At 70.6% G+C, this 17,881-nt stretch carries 18 protein-coding genes; 14 read left to right on the forward strand and 4 right to left on the reverse strand.

Annotated elements, in window-relative coordinates; translation table 11 throughout:
* Positions 1–37: 37 nt before the first annotated feature.
* From ACWCOV_RS11160 to ACWCOV_RS11170, 3 genes are read left to right on the forward strand one after another with little or no spacing between them, the layout of a single operon-like run.
* Positions 38–2,170 carry an alkaline phosphatase family protein gene (locus ACWCOV_RS11160; protein WP_449829098.1) on the forward strand — a complete coding sequence of 711 codons (2,133 nt, stop codon included), beginning with the start codon at positions 38–40 and terminating at the stop codon, positions 2,168–2,170.
* Between the two features lie 3 nt (positions 2,171–2,173).
* Complete coding sequence (locus tag ACWCOV_RS11165; protein ID WP_449829099.1) at positions 2,174–2,944, forward strand: MBL fold metallo-hydrolase; 771 nt, start codon at positions 2,174–2,176, stop codon at positions 2,942–2,944.
* On the forward strand, positions 2,941–3,531 hold the full coding sequence (locus ACWCOV_RS11170) for a DedA family protein (protein ID WP_449829100.1): 591 nt from the start codon (positions 2,941–2,943) through the stop codon (positions 3,529–3,531). The genes ACWCOV_RS11165 and ACWCOV_RS11170 overlap by 4 nt, the downstream gene beginning before the upstream one ends.
* On the opposite strand, the gene ACWCOV_RS11175 is transcribed toward ACWCOV_RS11170, so the two are convergent.
* Complete coding sequence (locus ACWCOV_RS11175; RefSeq protein ID WP_449829101.1) at positions 3,517–4,158, reverse strand: TIGR03085 family metal-binding protein; 642 nt, start codon at positions 4,156–4,158, stop codon at positions 3,517–3,519. The two genes, ACWCOV_RS11170 and ACWCOV_RS11175, sit on opposite strands and share 15 nt — an antisense overlap.
* 99 nt (positions 4,159–4,257) lie before the next feature.
* On the opposite strand from ACWCOV_RS11175, the gene ACWCOV_RS11180 reads away from it, so the two are divergent.
* Both ACWCOV_RS11180 and ACWCOV_RS11185 read left to right on the forward strand, forming a co-directional pair.
* Positions 4,258–6,105 (forward strand): ABC transporter ATP-binding protein, encoded by a 1,848-nt coding sequence (locus ACWCOV_RS11180; protein WP_449829102.1) that lies wholly within the window; start codon positions 4,258–4,260, stop codon positions 6,103–6,105.
* Positions 6,102–7,898, forward strand: a complete 1,797-nt coding sequence (locus ACWCOV_RS11185; protein ID WP_449829103.1) for an ABC transporter ATP-binding protein — start codon at positions 6,102–6,104, stop codon at positions 7,896–7,898. Before ACWCOV_RS11180 ends, ACWCOV_RS11185 begins: the two co-directional genes overlap by 4 nt.
* 82 nt (positions 7,899–7,980) lie before the next feature.
* Here the strand turns inward: ACWCOV_RS11185 and ACWCOV_RS11190 are convergent, their stop codons facing one another.
* Positions 7,981–8,301, reverse strand: a complete 321-nt coding sequence (locus tag ACWCOV_RS11190) for a Fe-S cluster assembly protein HesB (RefSeq protein WP_449829104.1) — start codon at positions 8,299–8,301, stop codon at positions 7,981–7,983.
* A 109-nt stretch (positions 8,302–8,410) separates the two neighbouring features.
* A complete protein-coding gene (locus tag ACWCOV_RS11195; protein WP_449829105.1) occupies positions 8,411–9,406 on the reverse strand; it encodes a hypothetical protein in 996 nt (331 codons plus the stop codon).
* A gap of 167 nt (positions 9,407–9,573) precedes the next feature.
* Between ACWCOV_RS11195 and ACWCOV_RS11200 the strand changes: the two genes are divergently transcribed.
* Positions 9,574–10,428, forward strand: coding sequence for a GNAT family N-acetyltransferase (locus tag ACWCOV_RS11200; RefSeq protein WP_449829106.1), 855 nt, complete (start codon positions 9,574–9,576; stop codon positions 10,426–10,428).
* Here ACWCOV_RS11200 and ACWCOV_RS11205 read toward each other — a convergent pair.
* Positions 10,425–11,519 (reverse strand): dipeptidase, encoded by a 1,095-nt coding sequence (locus tag ACWCOV_RS11205; RefSeq protein WP_449829107.1) that lies wholly within the window; start codon positions 11,517–11,519, stop codon positions 10,425–10,427. The genes ACWCOV_RS11200 and ACWCOV_RS11205 overlap by 4 nt on opposite strands.
* Positions 11,520–11,583: 64 nt before the next feature.
* On the opposite strand from ACWCOV_RS11205, the gene hisI reads away from it, so the two are divergent.
* The 8 genes from hisI to ACWCOV_RS11245 all read left to right on the forward strand — a co-directional run bounded on the left by hisI (position 11,584) and on the right by ACWCOV_RS11245 (position 17,872).
* Entirely contained in the window at positions 11,584–11,913 is a 330-nt protein-coding gene (hisI, locus tag ACWCOV_RS11210; protein WP_449829108.1) for a phosphoribosyl-AMP cyclohydrolase, read from the forward strand.
* Positions 11,910–13,424: an anthranilate synthase component I gene (locus ACWCOV_RS11215; protein ID WP_449829109.1), complete on the forward strand. Its 1,515-nt coding sequence runs from the start codon at positions 11,910–11,912 to the stop codon at positions 13,422–13,424. Before hisI ends, ACWCOV_RS11215 begins: the two co-directional genes overlap by 4 nt.
* Positions 13,424–13,966, forward strand: coding sequence for a Trp biosynthesis-associated membrane protein (locus tag ACWCOV_RS11220; RefSeq protein WP_449829110.1), 543 nt, complete (start codon positions 13,424–13,426; stop codon positions 13,964–13,966). Before ACWCOV_RS11215 ends, ACWCOV_RS11220 begins: the two co-directional genes overlap by 1 nt.
* A 57-nt stretch (positions 13,967–14,023) precedes the next feature.
* On the forward strand, positions 14,024–14,278 hold the full coding sequence (locus ACWCOV_RS11225) for an HGxxPAAW family protein (protein WP_449829111.1): 255 nt from the start codon (positions 14,024–14,026) through the stop codon (positions 14,276–14,278).
* A gap of 13 nt (positions 14,279–14,291) precedes the next feature.
* A complete protein-coding gene (trpC, locus tag ACWCOV_RS11230; protein WP_449829112.1) occupies positions 14,292–15,098 on the forward strand; it encodes an indole-3-glycerol phosphate synthase TrpC in 807 nt (268 codons plus the stop codon).
* 75 nt (positions 15,099–15,173) lie between these two features.
* Complete coding sequence (trpB, locus tag ACWCOV_RS11235; RefSeq protein WP_449829113.1) at positions 15,174–16,385, forward strand: tryptophan synthase subunit beta; 1,212 nt, start codon at positions 15,174–15,176, stop codon at positions 16,383–16,385.
* Positions 16,378–17,202, forward strand: a complete 825-nt coding sequence (gene trpA, locus ACWCOV_RS11240) for a tryptophan synthase subunit alpha (RefSeq protein ID WP_449829114.1) — start codon at positions 16,378–16,380, stop codon at positions 17,200–17,202. Before trpB ends, trpA begins: the two co-directional genes overlap by 8 nt.
* Before the next feature lie 7 nt (positions 17,203–17,209).
* Positions 17,210–17,872, forward strand: a complete 663-nt coding sequence (locus ACWCOV_RS11245; RefSeq protein WP_449829115.1) for an SCO family protein — start codon at positions 17,210–17,212, stop codon at positions 17,870–17,872.
* Positions 17,873–17,881 lie beyond the last annotated feature (9 nt).

Here is a 17,881-nt window from a genome sequence, read left to right on the forward strand (position 1 = left end):
CAGCACACAGGCGTCGACGGGGAGCACAAAGCGGGAGATGGCGAAACCACCAGAGCAGATATCCGGGGACCGGTGGCGGCGACGCCCGGTCTGGCTGGACCTGCGTCGCCGTACCGGCCGAGGCCTGCAGGCGATGCTGTTCGGCGGCCTGGCCTCGCTGATCTCGCTGATGATCACGTTCTGGACGCTGCCGCAGATCAGCAGCGACGGCCGGTTGCCGATCCTGCGGCTGGTGGTGCTGCTGGCCGTGTTCAGCATGCTGATGCGCTGGGTGCTGGCCGGGATCGCGATCCTGATCGGGTCGATCGGCGTCCTGGTGGGCGGGCTGCTGTCCCAGTTCGGCGTCATCTACCTCGGCATCACCGTCGACCCCGGCGTCAACCTGCACGGCGGGGTCGAGGCGCCGGTGCTGGTCGCGATCGTGATGGCGTCGGTCAGCGCGTTCGTCGGCTGGGTCGCGTACGCCGGCAGTGACGACGCGTACGTCGCCGAGGTGATGCGGGTCGTGCACCGCCGGGCCCGCAAGATCACGCCCGCACCGAAGACCGGGATGCTGATCATCCAGATCGACGGCCTGTCCGCGCCGCTGCTGAACTGGATGGTGCTGGCCGGCAACCTGCCGAACCTGGGCGGCTGGATCCGGGACGGCAAGCACTCGATGGTTGGCTGGCACACCGGTGTGCCGTCCACGACCCCGGCCAGCCAGGCCGGCATCCTGCACGGCGGCTCCCGGCAGATCCCGGCGTTCCGGTGGTACGAGAAAGACACCGCCCGGGTGATGGTGACCAACCGCGGCCGGGACGCCGCCGAGCTCGAGGACCGGATGTCGACCGGTCGCGGCCTGCTCGCCGACGGCGGGGTCAGCATCAGCAACAACTGGTCCGGCGACGCGGACCGGTGCGAGCTGGTGTTCAGCCGCGCCTCGCTGCCGAGCCACAGCAGCCGCGGGTACGTCCGCTTCTTCTCCAGCCCGCAGGGCGCCGCCCGCGGCCTGGTGCTGTGCGTCGCCGAGATCTTCAAGGAGCTGCACCAGGCCCGCCGGCAGCGTGTCCGGCACCTGGTGCCCCGGGTCAAGCGCGGCGGCGCCTACATCTTCCTGCGGGCGATCACCAACGTGCTGCTCCGCGACCTGAACGTCTCGCTGATCACCGACGAGCTGGTGAAGGGCACGCCGGTCATCTACTGCGACTTCGTCGACTACGACGAGGTGGCGCACCACGCCGGACCGACCCGCGCGGAGTCGCTGCAGACGCTGGAGGGCCTGGACCGGGTGCTCGGCGCGCTGCAGCGCATCGTCGACATCCTGCCGCACTCGTACGAGATCGTCGTGCTGTCCGACCACGGCCAGAGCCAGGGCTCGACCTTCCTGCAGCGGTACGGCCGGACCCTGACCGAGGTGGTCGACGACCTGGTCGACACGACCAAGGAGCCGGTGGCGGCGGTCGGCAAGACCGAGGGCTGGGGCCCGGTGAACGCGTTCCTGACCGAGCTGAGCCTGCGCCGCAGCGTGGCCGGGTCGGTCACCCGGAAGGCGCTGCACAGCAAGGCCAGGGCCGGCGAGGTCGAGCTCGGCCCGAAGGACTGCGAGCCGCAGATCGCCGCCGACGAGCAGATGGTCGTGACGTCGTCCGGCAACCTCGCCCTGATCTACCTCGCGACCACGCCCGGCCGGGTGCCGCTGGAGGAGATCGAGCTGCTGCACCCGAAGCTGATTCCCGGGCTGGCGACCCACCCGGGCGTCGGGTTCGTCGTGGTCGACTCGCTCGCCGAGGGGCCGGTCGCGATCGGCCGCGCGGGCGTCCACGTGCTGCGCAGCGGCCGGATCGAGGGGGACGACCCGTTGACGCCGTACGGGCCGTTCGCGGCCGCGTCGATGCTGCGGCAGGCGGAGATGCCGCACAACGGTGACATCGTGGTGATCAGCCGGCTGGACGACTACACGCACGAGGTGGCCGCGTTCGAGGAGCTGGTCGGGTGCCATGGCGGCATCGGCGGCTGGCAGACCGAGGCGGTCCTGGTGCACCCCAGTCGTTGGGAAGTCGACGAACCTCCCGTAGGCTCCGACGCGGTCCACGCACTGCTGATCAGCTGGCTCGAGCACCTCGGCCACCGCAAGGACCTCCGGCCTGCACAATCGGATCCCGGGGTCGAGTCGAAGGTGGAGGCCTGAAGCGTGCGGATCACCTGGTGGGGGCATGCCACCACCACGATCGAGGCGAACGGCACGCGGTTGCTCACCGATCCCGTGCTCACGTCACGGATCGCGCATCTGCGCCGTCGCCGCGGACCGGCTCCGCTGCCCGCCGCGGCCGAATGCGACGCCGTACTGATCTCGCACATGCACGCCGACCACCTGCACCTCACGTCGATCTCGCTGGTGGCGCCGGGCGCCGCGCTGGTCGTGCCACGGGGTGCGGCCCGGCTGATCCAGCAGGACTTCGGTGCGGAGATGGCGGACCGGTGCATCGAGGTTGCCCCAGGCAATCAGGTGCGGATCGGCGGGCTCGACATCACGGCGATCACCGCTCACCACGACGGCCGGCGGTTGCCGTGGTCGTCGTACAGCGGGCCGGCTCTGGGGTTCCGGGTCGAGGGGGCGCCGAGTGTGTGGTTCGCCGGTGACACCGATCTGTTCGACGAGCTGGGGGCGGAGGCCGGTCCGGTCGACATGGCGCTGGTGCCGGTCGGCGGGTGGGGGCCGTCGCTCGGTCCGGGGCACCTGGATCCGGTCCGTGCGGCCGATGCGGTTCGCCGGGTGCAGGCCCGGGCGGCGATCCCGATCCACTTCGGGACGTTCTGGCCGATCGGGTGCGACTGGCTCAAGCCCGAGCTGTTCCTGCCGCCGGGGGACCAGTTCAAGGCCGCGATGGCCGAGCTCGATCCCGCGGTCCGGGTGCAGATCCTGGTGCCGGGGGAGTCGACCGAGGTGGTGGCGCCGGGATGAGCGGTGAGCCTCGGTTCGATCTCTGGTACCTGTTTGCGCTCGCGGGCGCCGTGCTGCTGGGCGCCGTGCTGCCGGTGCTGCCGACCGGGGCGGCGGTGTCGACGGGCGCCGTACTGGCGTCGCACCACAATCCGATCGGGTTGGTCGGCGTCCTGATCGCGGGTGCGGGTGGGGCGTATCTCGGGGACCTGATCGTGTACGCCGGCTGCCGGTTCGGCGGGGAGCGGCTGGCGAAACGCGTCGGCTGGTTGCGGGACAACGCGTCACTCGACGCGCTGCGGGACCGGTTGGCCGAGCACGAGATCGGTGTGCTGCTGACGTCCCGGTTGATCCCGGGTGGCCGGGTGCCGGTGTTGCTCGCGGCCGGACTCGCCGGCTACCGCTGGGAGCGGTTCGCGCTGGTCGACCTGACGGCGTCCTCGCTGTGGGCCGCGGTCTACATGGCGATCGGCCTGCTCGGGTACGCGCTGTTCGACGAGCCGTGGCAAGGCGTCCTCGCGGCGATCGTGCTGGTCATCCTGACGACCGTGGTGAGCACCCTGGTCCAGCGCTGGCGGCGGAACAAGCGCACGTCACACTCCGAATGACGCGCTGCGGAGCCGCTCGACCGTCTCCGCGTCGCCGTCCAGCTGCACGTCGGCCACCTGCTGCCGGCCGAAGCAGAACAGCACCAGCTCCGACGGCTCACCCGTCACGGTGACCGAACCCAGGTCGGTCGGCTTCTTCGCGACCGACGTCGACCCGTCCGGCCGCCGCAGGATCAGCCCGCTCGGGGCCTTCCGCGTCATCGACTTGGCCGCCAGCCGGACCGCCTTCCACAGTCCCGCCTGCTGACCCGACGGCAGGGTCCGGACGTCGTACGACGGCTGCGCCCGGCGCACGTCCTCGTGGTGGACGAAGTACTCGGTCGTGTTCAGCTGGGGGCCGAACCTCGGCACCGCGTAGATCGACACCTTCGGCGGACCGTTGCGGACCTTGTCGACCACCTCGCTGAAGCTGTACTGCGCCTTCGCGCGGGCCATCCGCTTCTCGGTGGTGTCCGACAGCGCCGGAATCATGATCCCCGGACCGGCCATCGGATCGGACTCCCGGACGTAGAGGTGCACCGCCAGGTCGTAGGTGTCCCACCCCTCGCACAACGTCGGCTGATCAGGGCCGAGCTGATCGAAGAGGTCACACAGAGCGAGTCGTTCTACCCGGCTGTAGTCGGTCACAACTCGATCGTAGTTGTCGGTGTGGAATGGCAGAATGTCAATCGTTGTCATGACTGTGCCCGGTCTACGCACCTGATTGCCCTGGAGAGCGTCTTGCCCATGCCGAAGGTCCCCGACAAGGGCAGCGTCACCCGGAGAGGATTCGCGGTTCTCAAGGTCGCGATCTGGGAGGAGCCGTGGATCTTCGCCCTGTCCGTGCTGGCCAGCATGCTGTACGGCGCGATGACGGTGGCGGACGGCTGGGCGCTGGGCTGGGCCACCGACCACGTGATCCGGCCGGCGCTGGAGCGCGGTGAGACCACCTTCGGCGCGATCGCGTCGCTGGTCTCGCTGTTCCTCGGGATCGCGATCCTGCGCGCGATCGGTGTGGTCGGCCGGCGGATCGGCGCCGGCATCATGCAGTTCCGGCTGCAGGCGACGTACCGCCGCCGCGTCACCCGGCAGTACCTGAAGCTCCCGCTCGAGTGGCACCACAAGCACCCGACCGGGATGCTGCTGTCGAACGCCAACGCCGACGTGGAGTCGATCTGGTTCGTGATCGCGCCGCTGCCGATGGCGATCGGCGTGCTGGCGATGCTCGCGTTCGCGACGGTCGCGATGTTCATGGCCGACTTCTGGCTGGCGCTGGTCGGCTGCCTGGTCTTCCCGCTGGTGTTCCTGGCGAACGTGATCTTCCAGCGCTACCTGCAGCCGCTCGCGACCCGTGCCCAGCAACTGCGCGCCGACGTGTCCGAGGTCGCGCACGAGTCGTTCGACGGCGCCCTGGTGGTGAAGACGCTCGGCCGGGAGGCCGCCGAGACCGAGCGCTTCCGCACCCCGACGTACGCGCTGCGGGACGCGAACATCGCGGTCAACAAGGCCCGCGGCATGTTCGACCCGGTGATCGACGGCCTGCCCCGGTTGGGTGTGCTCGCCGTGCTGCTCGTCGGTGTCGGCCGGGTGCGGTCGGGCGCCGCCGACCCGGGTGACGTGGTGCAGGTGGCGTTCCTGTTCACGCTGATCGGCTTCCCGATCCGGGCGCTCGGCTGGGTGCTCGGCGAGCTCCCGCGCTCGGTCGTCGGCTGGGACCGCGTCCAGCGGGTGCTGGTCGCCGAGGGCGGGATGGAGTACGGCGAGCAGCGGCTGACGTCGACCAAGCCGGCACGGCTCGAGGTGTCCGGCGTGCGGTTCGGCTACCTGCCCGAGCGGGACGTGCTGGCCGGTGTGGACTTCACCGTCCAGCCCGGCCGGACGGTCGCGATGGTCGGCCCGACCGGCGCCGGGAAGTCGACGATGACCACGCTGCTGACCCGCCTGGTCGACCCGGAGGAAGGTTCGGTCAAGGTCGACGGCCTCGACCTGCGCGACCTCGCCCGCGACGAGCTGGCCGGCTCGGTCGCGCTGGTGGCGCAGACCGCGTTCCTGTTCGACGACACGATCCGCGGCAACATCACACTCGGCGGCGACTACAGCGACGAGGACGTCTGGGACGCGCTGCGGATCGCCCAGGGCGACGGCTTCGTGAAGGGCCTGCCAGAGGGCCTCGACACCAAGGTGGGCGAGCGCGGGACGACCCTGTCCGGTGGCCAACGGCAACGAATTGCACTCGCCCGGGCGCTGGTACGGCGACCACGGCTGCTGATCCTGGACGACGCGACCAGCGCGGTCGACCCGCAGGTCGAGGCCCGGATCCTGGCCGGCCTGCGGTCCGCGGTCCACGACTCCGAGGCCGCCACGACCGTGCTGGTGATCGCGTACCGGAAGGCGACGATCTCGCTCGCCGACGAGGTGGTGTTCCTGGACGAGGGCCGGATCACCGCCCACGGGACCCACACCGAGCTGCAGCAGAAGTCGGCTGCCTATCGCGAGCTGGTCGACGCCTACGAGAAGGATGCGGTCCGCCGCCAAGAAGAGGCGGAGCTGGCTGCCGAGATAGACGACCTCGATGCGGAAGGAGCATCCGCGTGAGTACGGCGGAGACGAGCCGGCTGGACCACGCTGACGATGCGGGTGGTCTGGAGACACTGCGGCAGGGGGTGCGCGTCTCGCCGGAGCTGGCGCAGGGGTGGTGGATCACCGGGCTGCTCGCGCTGCTGATGACGGGCGGGCGGATCGTCGTACCGATCGCTGTTCAGCAGACGATCGACAAGGGGCTGTCCGGTCCGGGTGGTCCGGACATGTCGTACGTGGCCTGGATGTGCGCGGTCTGTGCGGCGGGCGTGCTGGTCACCGCCGTAGCGTCGTACCTGACCACCGTGCGGCTCGCGATCAACTCCGAGCGCGGCCTGGCGACGATGCGGATCAAGGCGTTCCGGCACGTGCACGACCTGCCGGTGCTGACGCAGAGCACCGAGCGGCGCGGCGCGCTGGTCAGCCGCGTCACGTCGGACGTTGACACGGTGTCGCAGTTCCTGCAGTTCGGCGGGTTCATCTTCCTGGTCAGCATCGGGCAGATGGTGCTCGCGACCGTGGTGATGTTCATCTACTCCTGGCAGCTCGCTCTGGTCGTGCTGGTCTGCTTCATCCCACTGTTCGCCAGCCTGAAGTACCTGCAGCGGCTGATGTCCGCGGCGTACGGCGTGGTCCGGGCCAAGGTCGGCGAGATGCTGTCCGCGATCGCCGAGCCGGTGGTCGGGGCGCAGGTGGTCCGCGCGTACGCGATCGAGCAGCGCACGCAGCAGCGGATCGACGCCTCCATCGAGGACTACCGCCGGACGGCGACCAAGGCGCAGGCGATCACCGGCCTGACCTTCTCGATCGGTGGACTCGCGGCCGGTCTGGCCAACGCCGGCGTGCTGACGGCCGGGGTGCTGCTCGGGGTCGACGGGAAGGCGACGCTCGGCGAGATCCTCGCGTTCATGTTCCTGGTCGCGTTGTTCTCGGATCCGGTGCAGATCGCGACGCAGGTGCTGACGGACGCACAGAGTGCGTTCGCCGGCTGGCGGCGGGTGCTCGGCGTGATCGCGACCCCGGCTGATGTGGTCGACCCAGGGGACCAGGGGGTCGTGCAGGCGCGCGGGCCGATCACGGTCGAGTTCGCCGACGTGGACTTCGCGTACCCGGAGGGCGAGCTGGTGCTGCGGGACGTCGACGTACGGCTGGAGCCGCATCGGCGGGTCGCGGTGGTGGGAGAGACCGGGTCGGGGAAGACGACGTTCGCGAAGTTGCTGACCCGGTTGATGGATCCGTCGTCGGGCGCCGTCCTGCTGGACGGGGTGGACGCGCGGGAGATCTCGTTCGCGTCGCTGCGGGAGCGGGTCGTGATGGTGCCGCAGGACGGGTACCTGTTCGACGCGTCGCTGGCGGAGAACGTGCGCTTCGGGCGGCCCGAGGTGACGGACGCGCAGCTGCTGGACGCGTTCGAGTCGCTGGGCCTGACGGACTGGCTGGAGTCGCTGCCGGACGGGCTGGACTCGCCGGTCGGTCAGCGCGGTGAGTCATTGTCCGCAGGCGAGCGTCAGTTGGTCGCGTTGGTGCGGGCGAACATCGCCGACCCCGACCTGCTGGTCCTCGACGAGGCGACGTCGGCGGTCGACCCCGGGACCGAGGTCCGGGTCAACGCGGCGCTGGAGCGGCTGATGGCCGGCCGGACGTCGGTGACGATCGCGCACCGGCTGTCGACCGCGGAGGCCGCGGACGAGGTGCTGGTCTTCGACAACGGCGAGATCGTCGAGCGCGGCCCGCACGCGGCGCTGGTCGGCGCCGGCGGCATCTACACTCGCCTGCACGACAGCTGGATCGCGCAACGCAACGCTGTCTGAACTCAGCGCAACGTGGGCTGGACGTGCGACGGCCGGGACCGAGGAAAGGGGCGGTCCCGGCCGTTCACATCACACGATCGACTCAGGGAGTCGGGGCGGCACCGTTCTCCCGGCCGGCCCCCGGCTGGGGTACCAGCAGGAACTCGACGCCGCCCTTGTCGTCGACCGCCGCGTCCAGGATCTTGTCGTCCAGGGCGTTCGCGGCGTTCTGCTCGAGGAACACCCGAGCTCCGGCCTCCTCGACCACCTGGTCACCTGGGCTCGGCGCCTCCGTGGTCGTCACCGCCAGCGCGGGGTTGGCCGGGTCCTCCTGGGAGATCCGCACCCCGGCGCCTTCCGGCGCACCCTCGACTCCCGTGATGCTCTTGATCACCAGAGTCGCGTTCTCGGTCAGCGTCAGCACAACTACTCCAACCTCTCGACGTCACTGAGCCCGCCCCGTGCCCGATCCGCCCAACCGCAAACCTGGCCACTTTGTGCACGATTCGAGTACGCCGGAGCCCGCGAAACGCTCAGGCAGTGCACAAAGTGGGCTGGGTCACTGGAGCGACCCGCCAGGTTGGCGGGGCTACGGTCCGCTGGGCGCCACGGTCGAAGGCGGCCCGGAGACGAGCCGCCAGCTGTCGTGGTCGCCGTACGGCGTCCTCCCAGCCGAAGTGGACGAGCTCCAGCCCACGGTCCGCCAGCCGCTGATCGCGCTCGAAGGAGCGCCGTCGCAGCCGGCGGCGCAGCTCGGCCGTCGTCGCCTCGAACTTCTCCAGACCGTCTGCCTCGGCCACCGTTCGGTACTCCGGCCACCAGAAGTCGACGCGCTCCGGCATCCAGCGGCGCCCGTCCCAGAACTGTGCCTGCAGGACCGGGGTCGGCAGCCCGGCCGCCGCGAAGACGGCCCGGGCGTACGACTCGAGCGCCGACTCGGCTCGTGGATCCCCGAAAGCGACGGCCTCCCGGGCGGCCTTGATGCCGGGCCAGCGTTTCTGGCGCACCAGCACAGCCTCGAGTTCGGTACGCGGAACTGCGAGAGTCAGCGCGTGGTCCACCGTGACAACAGCCTCTGGCAGCGGCCGTTCGCGCGCGATGTCGACCGTAGTCCGCGAATCGGAGGTCAGCGTGAGCCCTTGGTGCTGCAGCAGGTCCACGATTGCCAGGCCGGCCCTCCGAAGTACGACATCGGCACGTTTCAGGTTGCGCTCCCTGCCCGGTGGCCGGGTGAGCCACACGGCATCCGACGAACCGGTCCTCCAGACGCGCAGTCCCCGAAGCTCGGCCGCGCTGAAGTGGCTGATCGCCGACCCGGGGTGCGCTGACTGCGCACACGCGATCCGCGCCAGCCGTGGGTCGAGGTGCCCGCCGACGTACCGGCCGTGGAGCCGCTGGAGCACACGCCTGCGCAGGAGTCGTTGTACGTCGTGTGCCTCGAGCCCCAACTGCAGCAGATCACCGTGCCGCAGCGGCGCACCAAGGCTCGCGGACAGCAGCACACGCACGTCCGCCCCCAGCCTGTCCACCGCCCGATCATCGCCGGAAGCCGCCCGCGCCCGCTCAGACCCTTGTGGATAACCCGACCTTGTGCACGGAGTGAGTGCTTTTCCAGCCGCGGGATGGAAGCTCGGTGCACAAACTCGGGTGCGGACTGTCGGCGGCGTGGTGTGTGATCGGGGTCATGGTGATCGGGATGGACAGGGCGGACGTCGACGGGCTCGGCGGTGTGGTGCGGGTGTTGCGGGAGTGGCAGGTGGAAGGTGCGCCCATGCAGCTGCATCCGGGCGACCTGGGGTGGTTCTGGCGGTTCGGCGGTGAGCGGACCGCGGCGGCGGTGCGGACGTGGAGCCGGGGCGGCGAGCTGGTGGCGGTCGGCATGCTGGACGACCCCGAGCTGTTGCGGCTCGCGATCGCGCCGGAGCTTCAGCGCGACGAGGAGCTGGCGCAGCGGGTGGCCGAGGACGTGTCGTTGCCGGAGCGCGACGTACTGATCGAGGGCAAGGTGTACCTCGAGGCGCCGGTGGGGTCGCTCGTCCTGGAGTTGCTGCACAAGGACGGCTGGGACTTCGACGACCCGTGGATCCCGCTGCGGCGCGACCTCAGCTCGCCGGTGCCGGATCCGGGGGTGCGCGTCGAGGTGGTCGGGCCGGAGCAGGCGGCCGAGCGGACCGCCCTCCAGCGGGCCTCGTTCGACGGGTCCACGTTCACCGACGACCGCTGGCACGCGATGGCGGCCGGCACGCCGTACGCCGACGCCCAGTGCCTGATCGCCCGCAACGAGCAGGGCGAGGCGGTCGCCGGCGTGACAGTCTGGTCGGCTGGTGAGGGCAAGCCCGGGCTGCTCGAGCCGATGGGCGTGCACCGGGCACACCGCGGCCGTGGGTACGGCGAGGCGATCACACTCGCAGCGGCTCGCGCTCTGCAGGAGCTGGGCTCGTCCAGCGCTACCGTCGCCACTCCGGCCTTCAACGTGGGCGCGGTCGCGACCTACCGGTCCGCCGGTTTCGAGCAACTCGCCGACAAGCGGGACGTCTACCGCAAGGGCTAGCCCGCGGCGTCGTCCGCGGCCCGGAGCACGCGCAGGATGTTGCCTCCGGCAAGTTTTGCGAGCTCGGTGTCGTTCCAGCCGCGATCCGCCAGCGCCTGGAACAGCACCGGGTACGACGCCACGTCCGGCAGCTCGTCGGGGAACTCCGGGCAGCCGTCGTAGTCGCCGCCGATCCCGATGTGGTCCACGCCGGCGATTCCGCGGACGTGCTCGATGTGCGCCACCACGTCGTCCAGGGTGACTGCCGGCTTCGGGACGTCGTACACCTCGGACAGCTTGACCTGGTCGTCCGGCCGGAGCGGGTTCAGGTCCGGCACCGCCTCCCGGGCGGCCGCGATCCAGTCGACGTACCGCTGCGAGACGAAGGCCGGCACGAACGTGACCATGCACACGCCGTCGTTGCGCGCGAGCGTTTCCAGGACGTCGTCGGGCGCGTTCCGCGGCACGTCGCACACCGCTCGCGCGGACGAGTGGCTGAAGATCACCGGCGCGCTCGTCACCCGGAGCGCGTGCCGCATGGTGTCCGCGGACACGTGGGACAGGTCGACCAGCATGCCGATCCGGTTCATCTCCCGCACGACCTGCTCGCCGAAGTCGTTGAGCCCGCCGAGCACCGGCTCGTCGGTCGCCGAGTCCGCCCAGGACACGTTGTTGTTGTGCGTCAGCGTCATGTAGCGGACACCGAGCTCACGCATCACCCGAAGCACGGCGAGCGACTCACCGATCGAGTGACCGCCCTCCATTCCCATCAGCGACGCGATCCGGCCGGCCTTGATCGCCGCCTCGACGTCGTCGGCCGAGGAGGTCAGCTCGAGCTCCGCCGGGAACCGCTCCACCAGTCGCCGGACGAAGTCGAGCTGCTCGAACGTACGCCGTACGGCGTGCTCGTCCTGCGGCACCCACAGCGACCAGAACTGGGCGCCGACGTGGCCCTGGCGCAGCCGCGGCAGGTCGGTGTGCAGCTGCGGGACCGGGCCGCTCAGGTCGTGCGCGTCCAGGTCGTAGCCGCAGAGCTCGTAGAAGGCGATCGGCAGGTCGTTGTGACCGTCGACCACCGGGTGCTCGCGCAGCAGATCCGTCATCCTCGGCATCGGGCCATCCTCGCAGTTCCGGACCATGGTCAGAAGGCCACCCGGGATCGGGGACAATAGGCGGGTGAGTATCGACGAGCTGACCTTCGACGCGGCCGGGCTGATCCCGGCAGTGGTACAGCAGTACGACACGCGTGAGGTCCTGATGGTGGGCTGGATGAACGCCGAGGCGGTACGCCGTACCGCGGAGACCAAGCGGAGCACGTTCTGGTCCCGCAGCCGGCAGGAGTACTGGGTCAAGGGCGAGACCAGCGGCCATCGTCAGCACGTCAAGCAGATCCTCGTCGACTGCGACGCCGACACTCTGCTGGTCCTGGTCGACCAGGAGGGCCCGGCCTGCCACACCGGCACGCGGAGCTGCTTCGAGCACGGCGAGATCGAGGTCGCGTCGTGACTCTGGAGATCGGCACCACGGTGAACAGCCCGTCCCTGGAGACCTTCCGCGAGTACGCCAAGGACCGCCGGGTGATCCCGGTGACGCGCCGGCTGCTCGCGGACGCCGAGACGCCCATCGGGGTGTACGGCAAGCTCGCCGCCGAGCGCGAAGGCACCTTCCTGCTGGAGTCGGCCGAGAACGGCGGCGTCTGGTCCCGCTACTCGTTCATCGGGGTCCGGTCCGCCGCGACGCTGACCGAGCGGGACGGCCAGGCCGTCTGGACCGGCAACCCGCCGGTCGGCCTGCCGGACCACGGTGACCCGCTGCAGGCGCTGCGCGAGACGCTGGAGATCCTGCACACGCCGCGGCTGCCCGGCCTGCCGCCGCTGACCGGCGGCATGGTCGGCTTCCTCGGGTACGACGCGGTCCGCCGGCTGGAGCGGTTGCCGGACACAACGACCGACGACCTCGGGCTGCCCGAGCTCACGTTCCTGTTCGCCACCGACCTGGCCGCGCTCGACCACGAGACCGGCGAGATCTGGCTGATCGCGAACGCGGTCAACTGGGACGACTCCGACGAGCGCGTCGACGAGGCCTACGCGGACGCGGTCCGCCGGCTGGACGCGATGGAGGCCGACCTGGCCCAGCCGACCCCGTCGTACGTCGTCCGCGCCGACCGGACCGCGCAGCCCGAGCCGCACCGGCAGCGGTCGAGTGCGGAGTACCGGCAGGCGGTCGAGCACGCCAAGGAGGAGATCCGGGCGGGCGAGGCGTTCCAGATCGTCGTGTCACAGCGGTTCGAGCTGCAGACCTCGGCGAGCGCGCTGGACATCTACCGGGTGCTGCGCCGGTCGAACCCGAGCCCGTACATGTACCTGGTCCGCCTGGACGGGTTCGACATCGTCGGCTCCAGCCCCGAGGCGCTGGTGAAGGTCACCGAGAACAAGGTGATCCTGCACCCGATCGCCGGCACCCGCCGCCGCGGCGCCACGCCGGAGGAGGACCACGCGCTGGAGGAGGAGCTGCGGGCGGACGCCAAGGAGCGGGCCGAGCACCTGATGCTGGTCGACCTCGGCCGCAACGACGTCGGCCGGGTCTGCGCGCCGGGCACCGTCGAGGTGGTCGACTTCATGGACGTCCGGCGCTACAGCCACGTCATGCACCTGGAGTCGACGGTCACCGGGCAGCTGGCGGCCGGCAAGACCGCGTTCGACGCGCTGACCGCCGCGTTCCCGGCCGGAACGTTGTCCGGAGCACCGAAGCCGCGAGCGATGGAGATCATCGACAAGCTCGAGGTGACCCGGCGCGGTGTGTACGGCGGCGTGGTCGGCTACCTCGACTTCGCCGGCGACGCCGACACCGCGATCGCGATCCGGACCGCGGTGCTGCGTGGCACCACGGCGTACGTGCAGGCCGGCGCCGGGATCGTGGCCGACTCCGACCCGGCCGCGGAGGACGCGGAGTGCCGGACCAAGGCCGCCGCGGTGCTCAACGCGATCGCGGTCGCCGGAACGTTCAGTGATGTCTGATGCGATCGCAGCGGCTGGTTGACCTCCTCACCCTCGCGGCGCTGGCTCTGCTCGCGTTCTCGGCGTACCTGACCTGGTCGTCGGCCGACCCAGGCAGTGGCCGCCCGGTGGTGGACTTCAACGGCTACACGGTCACCAAGGCGCCGGTGACGCTCGCCTTGGCCTCCGTGGTCGCCGTGGTCGTCACCAAACTCGCCGGTACGGCGCTACGCCGCGTGCTGGGCGCGCTGGTCCTGCTGATGGGCGTCGCCGCGATCGGTGTCGCCTTGCAGGTGCGGCCGGACACGGACGAGCTGAGCCGGATCCGGCCCGAGCTGAGCCAGGCGGTCACCGACAGCGTCGTACTGAGCAACGGAGTCGCTCCCTGGTTCGCACTGGCCGGGGGAGTGGCGCTGGCCGCTGCCGGGCTGATCGCGGTGCTGACAGCGCACCGCTGGCGGCGTCCTACGGCCCGGTACGAGCGTGATCCGGCCGCGAGTGGGGCAGGTCACGGAGCGGATCAGTGGAAGGCGATCGACGCCGGGGAGGACCCGACTCTCTGATCGCGGCGGGCTACCGCCACAATAGGACGGGACGACGACGAGGAGTGGGCGCCAACCATGGACAATACGACGGCGGATCAACCGGTGACGCAGGTGAGCGAGGAGGCTCACGACCTGCACGGCAACAGCCCGGCGGCCTGGACCGCCGTGACCATCGTGCTGATCGCCTTCACACTGGGCGCCATCGCGATGGTGCTCGGGCCGAACTGGCTGCTGTTCTGGATCTCGGTCGGCATCGCCGTGCTCGGCGCGCTGACCGGCAAGGTGATGCAGCTGCTGGGATTCGGTGTCCCGGCCGACGGCCACCACTGAGGAGACCACGAACATGACTGTGCTTGACGACATCCTCGCCGGGGTCCGGGAGGACCTCGCGGAGCGCCAGGCGCGGGTCAGCCTGGACGACCTCAAGCTGGAGGCGCAGCGCAAGCCGGACGCCAAGGACCCGATGCCGATCTTCCGCGGCGACGGGATCGCGATCATCGCCGAGGTGAAGCGCTCCAGCCCGTCCAAGGGCGAGCTGGCCGAGATCACCGACCCGGCCGCGCTGGCCGGGGAGTACGAGGAGGGCGGCGCGGCCGCGATCTCGGTGCTCACCGAGCAGCGCCGGTTCAACGGCAGCCTGGACGACCTGCGGGCGGTCCGCGGCCGGGTCGACGTGCCCGTGCTGCGCAAGGACTTCATCGTCTCCTCCTACCAGCTCTGGGAGGCCCGCGCGGCCGGCGCCGACATGGTGCTGCTGATCGTCGCCGCGCTGGAGCAGGAGGCGCTGGTCTCGCTGATCGAGCGGGCCCACTCGATCGGGCTGTGCCCGCTGGTCGAGGTGCACGACGAGGAGGAGACCCGGCGTGCGGTGGACGCCGGAGCTCAGCTGATCGGCGTGAACAACCGGAACCTGAAGACCCTCGAGGTCGACCGGGACACCTTCGCCCGGATCGCGCCGACCATCCCGTCGCAGCTGATCCGGGTGGCGGAGTCCGGGGTCCGCGGCCCGCATGATGTAATCGAGTTCGCGCGCGCCGGGGCCGATGTCGTCCTCGTCGGTGAAACCCTGGTGACCGGCCGCGATCCCCGCGCCTCGGTCGCCGACCTGGTCGCTGCCGGATCGCATCCCGCCATTCAGCAGCGCCACTAGTACCCCCAGCCGCAGGCCGGCCGGGCAGATTACCCCCGTGCCTGCGGGCGCCGGGTCTTTGGAAGGCTGTTACGGATGACAACTGTGCTGCCCGACCAGTTCGGGCACTTCGGCCGTTTCGGCGGCAGGTTCATGCCGGAGGCGCTGATCGCGCCGCTCGACGAGCTCACCACGGCGTGGCGGGAGGCGATGGCCGACCCGGCGTTCACCGGTGAGTTCGAGCGGATGCTGAACCAGTACATCGGCGCGCCGAGCCTGCTGTACGACGCGACCCGGCTGTCGGACGTGGCCGGCGCCCGGATCCTGCTGAAGCGCGAGGACCTGAACCACACCGGCGCGCACAAGATCCGGAACGCGATCGGCCAGGCCCTGCTCACCAAGCGGATGGGCAAGACCCGGGTGATCGCGGAGACCGGCGCCGGCCAGCACGGTGTCGCGACCGCGACCGCCTGCGCCTACATGGACCTCGAGTGTGTGGTCTACATGGGCGAGGTGGACACCGAGCGACAGGCGCTGAACGTGGCCCGGATGAAGCTGCTCGGCGCCGAGGTGATCTCGGTCAAGACCGGCAGCCGGACGCTGAAGGACGCGATCAACGAGGCGCTGCGGGACTGGGTCGCCAGCGTCGACAAGACGCACTACATCCTCGGCACGGCGGCCGGCTCGCACCCGTTCCCGGCGATGGTCCGCGACTTCGTCCGGGGGATCGGCGACGAGGCCCGGGCGCAGTCGCTCGAGCTGCTCGGCAAGCTCCCGGACGCCGCGGTCGCCTCGGTCGGCGGCGGGTCGAACGCGATCGGCCTGTTCGCCGCGTTCATTCCCGACGAGGACGTGAAGCTGTACGGCGTCGAGCCCGGCGGCGAAGGTTTCGACACCGGCCGGCACGCGGCCACGATCACCGCCGGGCAGGTCGGCGTACTGCACGGCGCCCGGTCGTTCCTGCTGCAGGACGAGGACGGGCAGACGATCGAGTCGCACTCGATCTCGGCCGGGCTGGACTACCCGGGTGTCGGCCCGGAGCACGCGTGGCTGGCCGAGACCGGCCGGGCGACGTACCGGCCGATCACCGACGCCGAGGCGATGGACGCGTTCCGGCTGCTGTCCCGGACCGAGGGCATCATCCCGGCGATCGAGTCCGCGCACGCGGTCGCCGGCGCGCTCGACATCGCCAAGGAGCTCGGGCCGGAGGCAACCATTCTGGTGAACCTGTCCGGCCGTGGCGACAAGGACATGGACACGGCCGCCTCCTGGTTCGGCCTGGCCGGCAAGGAGACCGGACGTGAGTGAACTCGTTGCCCTCGGCAAGGCCGGGGTCGCGGTCCGGGCGGCGAACGACGCGGGCCGCGGCGCCCTGGTCGGGTACCTGCCGGCCGGTTACCCGACGTACGACGGTGCGCTGGACGGCCTGAAGGCGCTGGTCGACGGCGGCGCCGACGTCATCGAGCTCGGCCTGCCGTACAGCGACCCGGTGATGGACGGCGTCACCATCCAGCGCGCCACCGAGGTCGCCCTCGCCGGCGGCCTGCGGACCCGGGACGTGCTCAGCACGGTCGAGAAGATCGCGGCGTACTCCGACGTCCCGGTGCTCGTGATGACGTACTGGAACCCGATCGAGCGGTACGGGGTGGACCGGTTCGCGGCCGACTTCGCGAGCGCCGGGGGCGCCGGGCTGATCACGCCCGACCTGATCCCGGACGAGGGCGCGGAGTGGATCGCCGCCGCGGACAAGCACGACCTGGACAAGGTGTTCCTGGTCTCGCCGTCGTCGACCGACGCACGGATCGCGATGACGACGGCCGCCTGTCGCGGGTTCGTCTACGCGACCGCTGTGATGGGTGTCACCGGTGCGCGGGACAAGCCGTCGGAGCTCGCGGCGCCACTGGTGGCCCGGGTGAAGGCGGCGACCGAGGTGCCGGTCGGCGTCGGCCTCGGGATCTCGAACGGCGACCAGGCGGCCGGGGTGGTGGCGTTCGCGGACGCGGCGATCGTCGGCGCGGCGCTGGTGAAGGCGCTCGGGGACGGCGGCCCGGCCGCCGTACGCGAGCTCACCGAGGACCTGGCCGAGGGTGTCCGACGGGAACCCCGCGCGGCCGCCGGTCGTTGAACACGCCGTGAGTCGAACCAGGAACGCGGCCCTTCTGCTCGCCGCGGTGGCTCTGCTCGCCCTCGCGGGCTGCAGCGGCGGCAAGGACAAGGAACAGGCGGACAACCCCGGTGGCGCGATCATCCGCACCACCCAGGACCCGAACGGGTTGCGCGGGGCAGCGCTGGACCGGCCGTACGCGATGCCCGCGCAGACCCTGACCGACACCGGCGGGAACCCGTTCAACCTGGTCACCTCGACCAAGAAGCCGGTCACGCTGGTGTTCTTCGGCTACACCAACTGCCCGGACGTCTGCCCGACCGTGATGGCCGACGTGGCGTCCGCGCTGACCAAGCTCGACGAGCCGGTCCGGGACCAGGTCCAGGTGCTGTTCATCACCACCGACCCGTCCCGCGACACCGGCCCGGTGATGCGCAAGTACCTGGACCGCTTCGACCCGGCCTTCGTGGGGCTGACCGGGTCGCTGACCGAGATCAAGAACGTCGCGAAGGCCGTCGGTGTGCCGGTGGAAGGCATGAAGAAGCTGCCGTCCGGTGGCTACGAGGTCGGTCACGGCGCGCAGGTGCTCGGTTTCGGCAAGACCGACAAGGCGAACGTGCTGTGGTTGTCGAACGCCGCCATCGGCGACCTGGCGCATGACTTCGGAAAGCTGGTGGAGGACAACCAGTGACGGCCCCTT

The organism is Kribbella sp. NPDC002412 (assembly GCF_053592935.1).

Excerpts from the sequence above, each read along its gene's own strand:
- ACWCOV_RS11160 (WP_449829098.1), top strand. The coding sequence starts at position 38 with ATGGCGAAACCACCAGAGCAGATATCCGGGGACCGGTGGCGGCGACGC.
- ACWCOV_RS11170 (WP_449829100.1), top strand. The coding sequence starts at position 2,941 with ATGAGCGGTGAGCCTCGGTTCGATCTCTGGTACCTGTTTGCGCTCGCG.
- ACWCOV_RS11180 (WP_449829102.1), top strand. The coding sequence starts at position 4,258 with ATGCCGAAGGTCCCCGACAAGGGCAGCGTCACCCGGAGAGGATTCGCG.
- ACWCOV_RS11200 (WP_449829106.1), top strand. The coding sequence starts at position 9,574 with ATGGACAGGGCGGACGTCGACGGGCTCGGCGGTGTGGTGCGGGTGTTG.
- ACWCOV_RS11205 (WP_449829107.1), bottom strand. The coding sequence starts at position 11,519 with ATGCCGAGGATGACGGATCTGCTGCGCGAGCACCCGGTGGTCGACGGT.
- ACWCOV_RS11220 (WP_449829110.1), top strand. The coding sequence starts at position 13,424 with ATGCGATCGCAGCGGCTGGTTGACCTCCTCACCCTCGCGGCGCTGGCT.
- ACWCOV_RS11225 (WP_449829111.1), top strand. The coding sequence starts at position 14,024 with ATGGACAATACGACGGCGGATCAACCGGTGACGCAGGTGAGCGAGGAG.
- trpC (WP_449829112.1), top strand. The coding sequence starts at position 14,292 with ATGACTGTGCTTGACGACATCCTCGCCGGGGTCCGGGAGGACCTCGCG.
- trpB (WP_449829113.1), top strand. The coding sequence starts at position 15,174 with ATGACAACTGTGCTGCCCGACCAGTTCGGGCACTTCGGCCGTTTCGGC.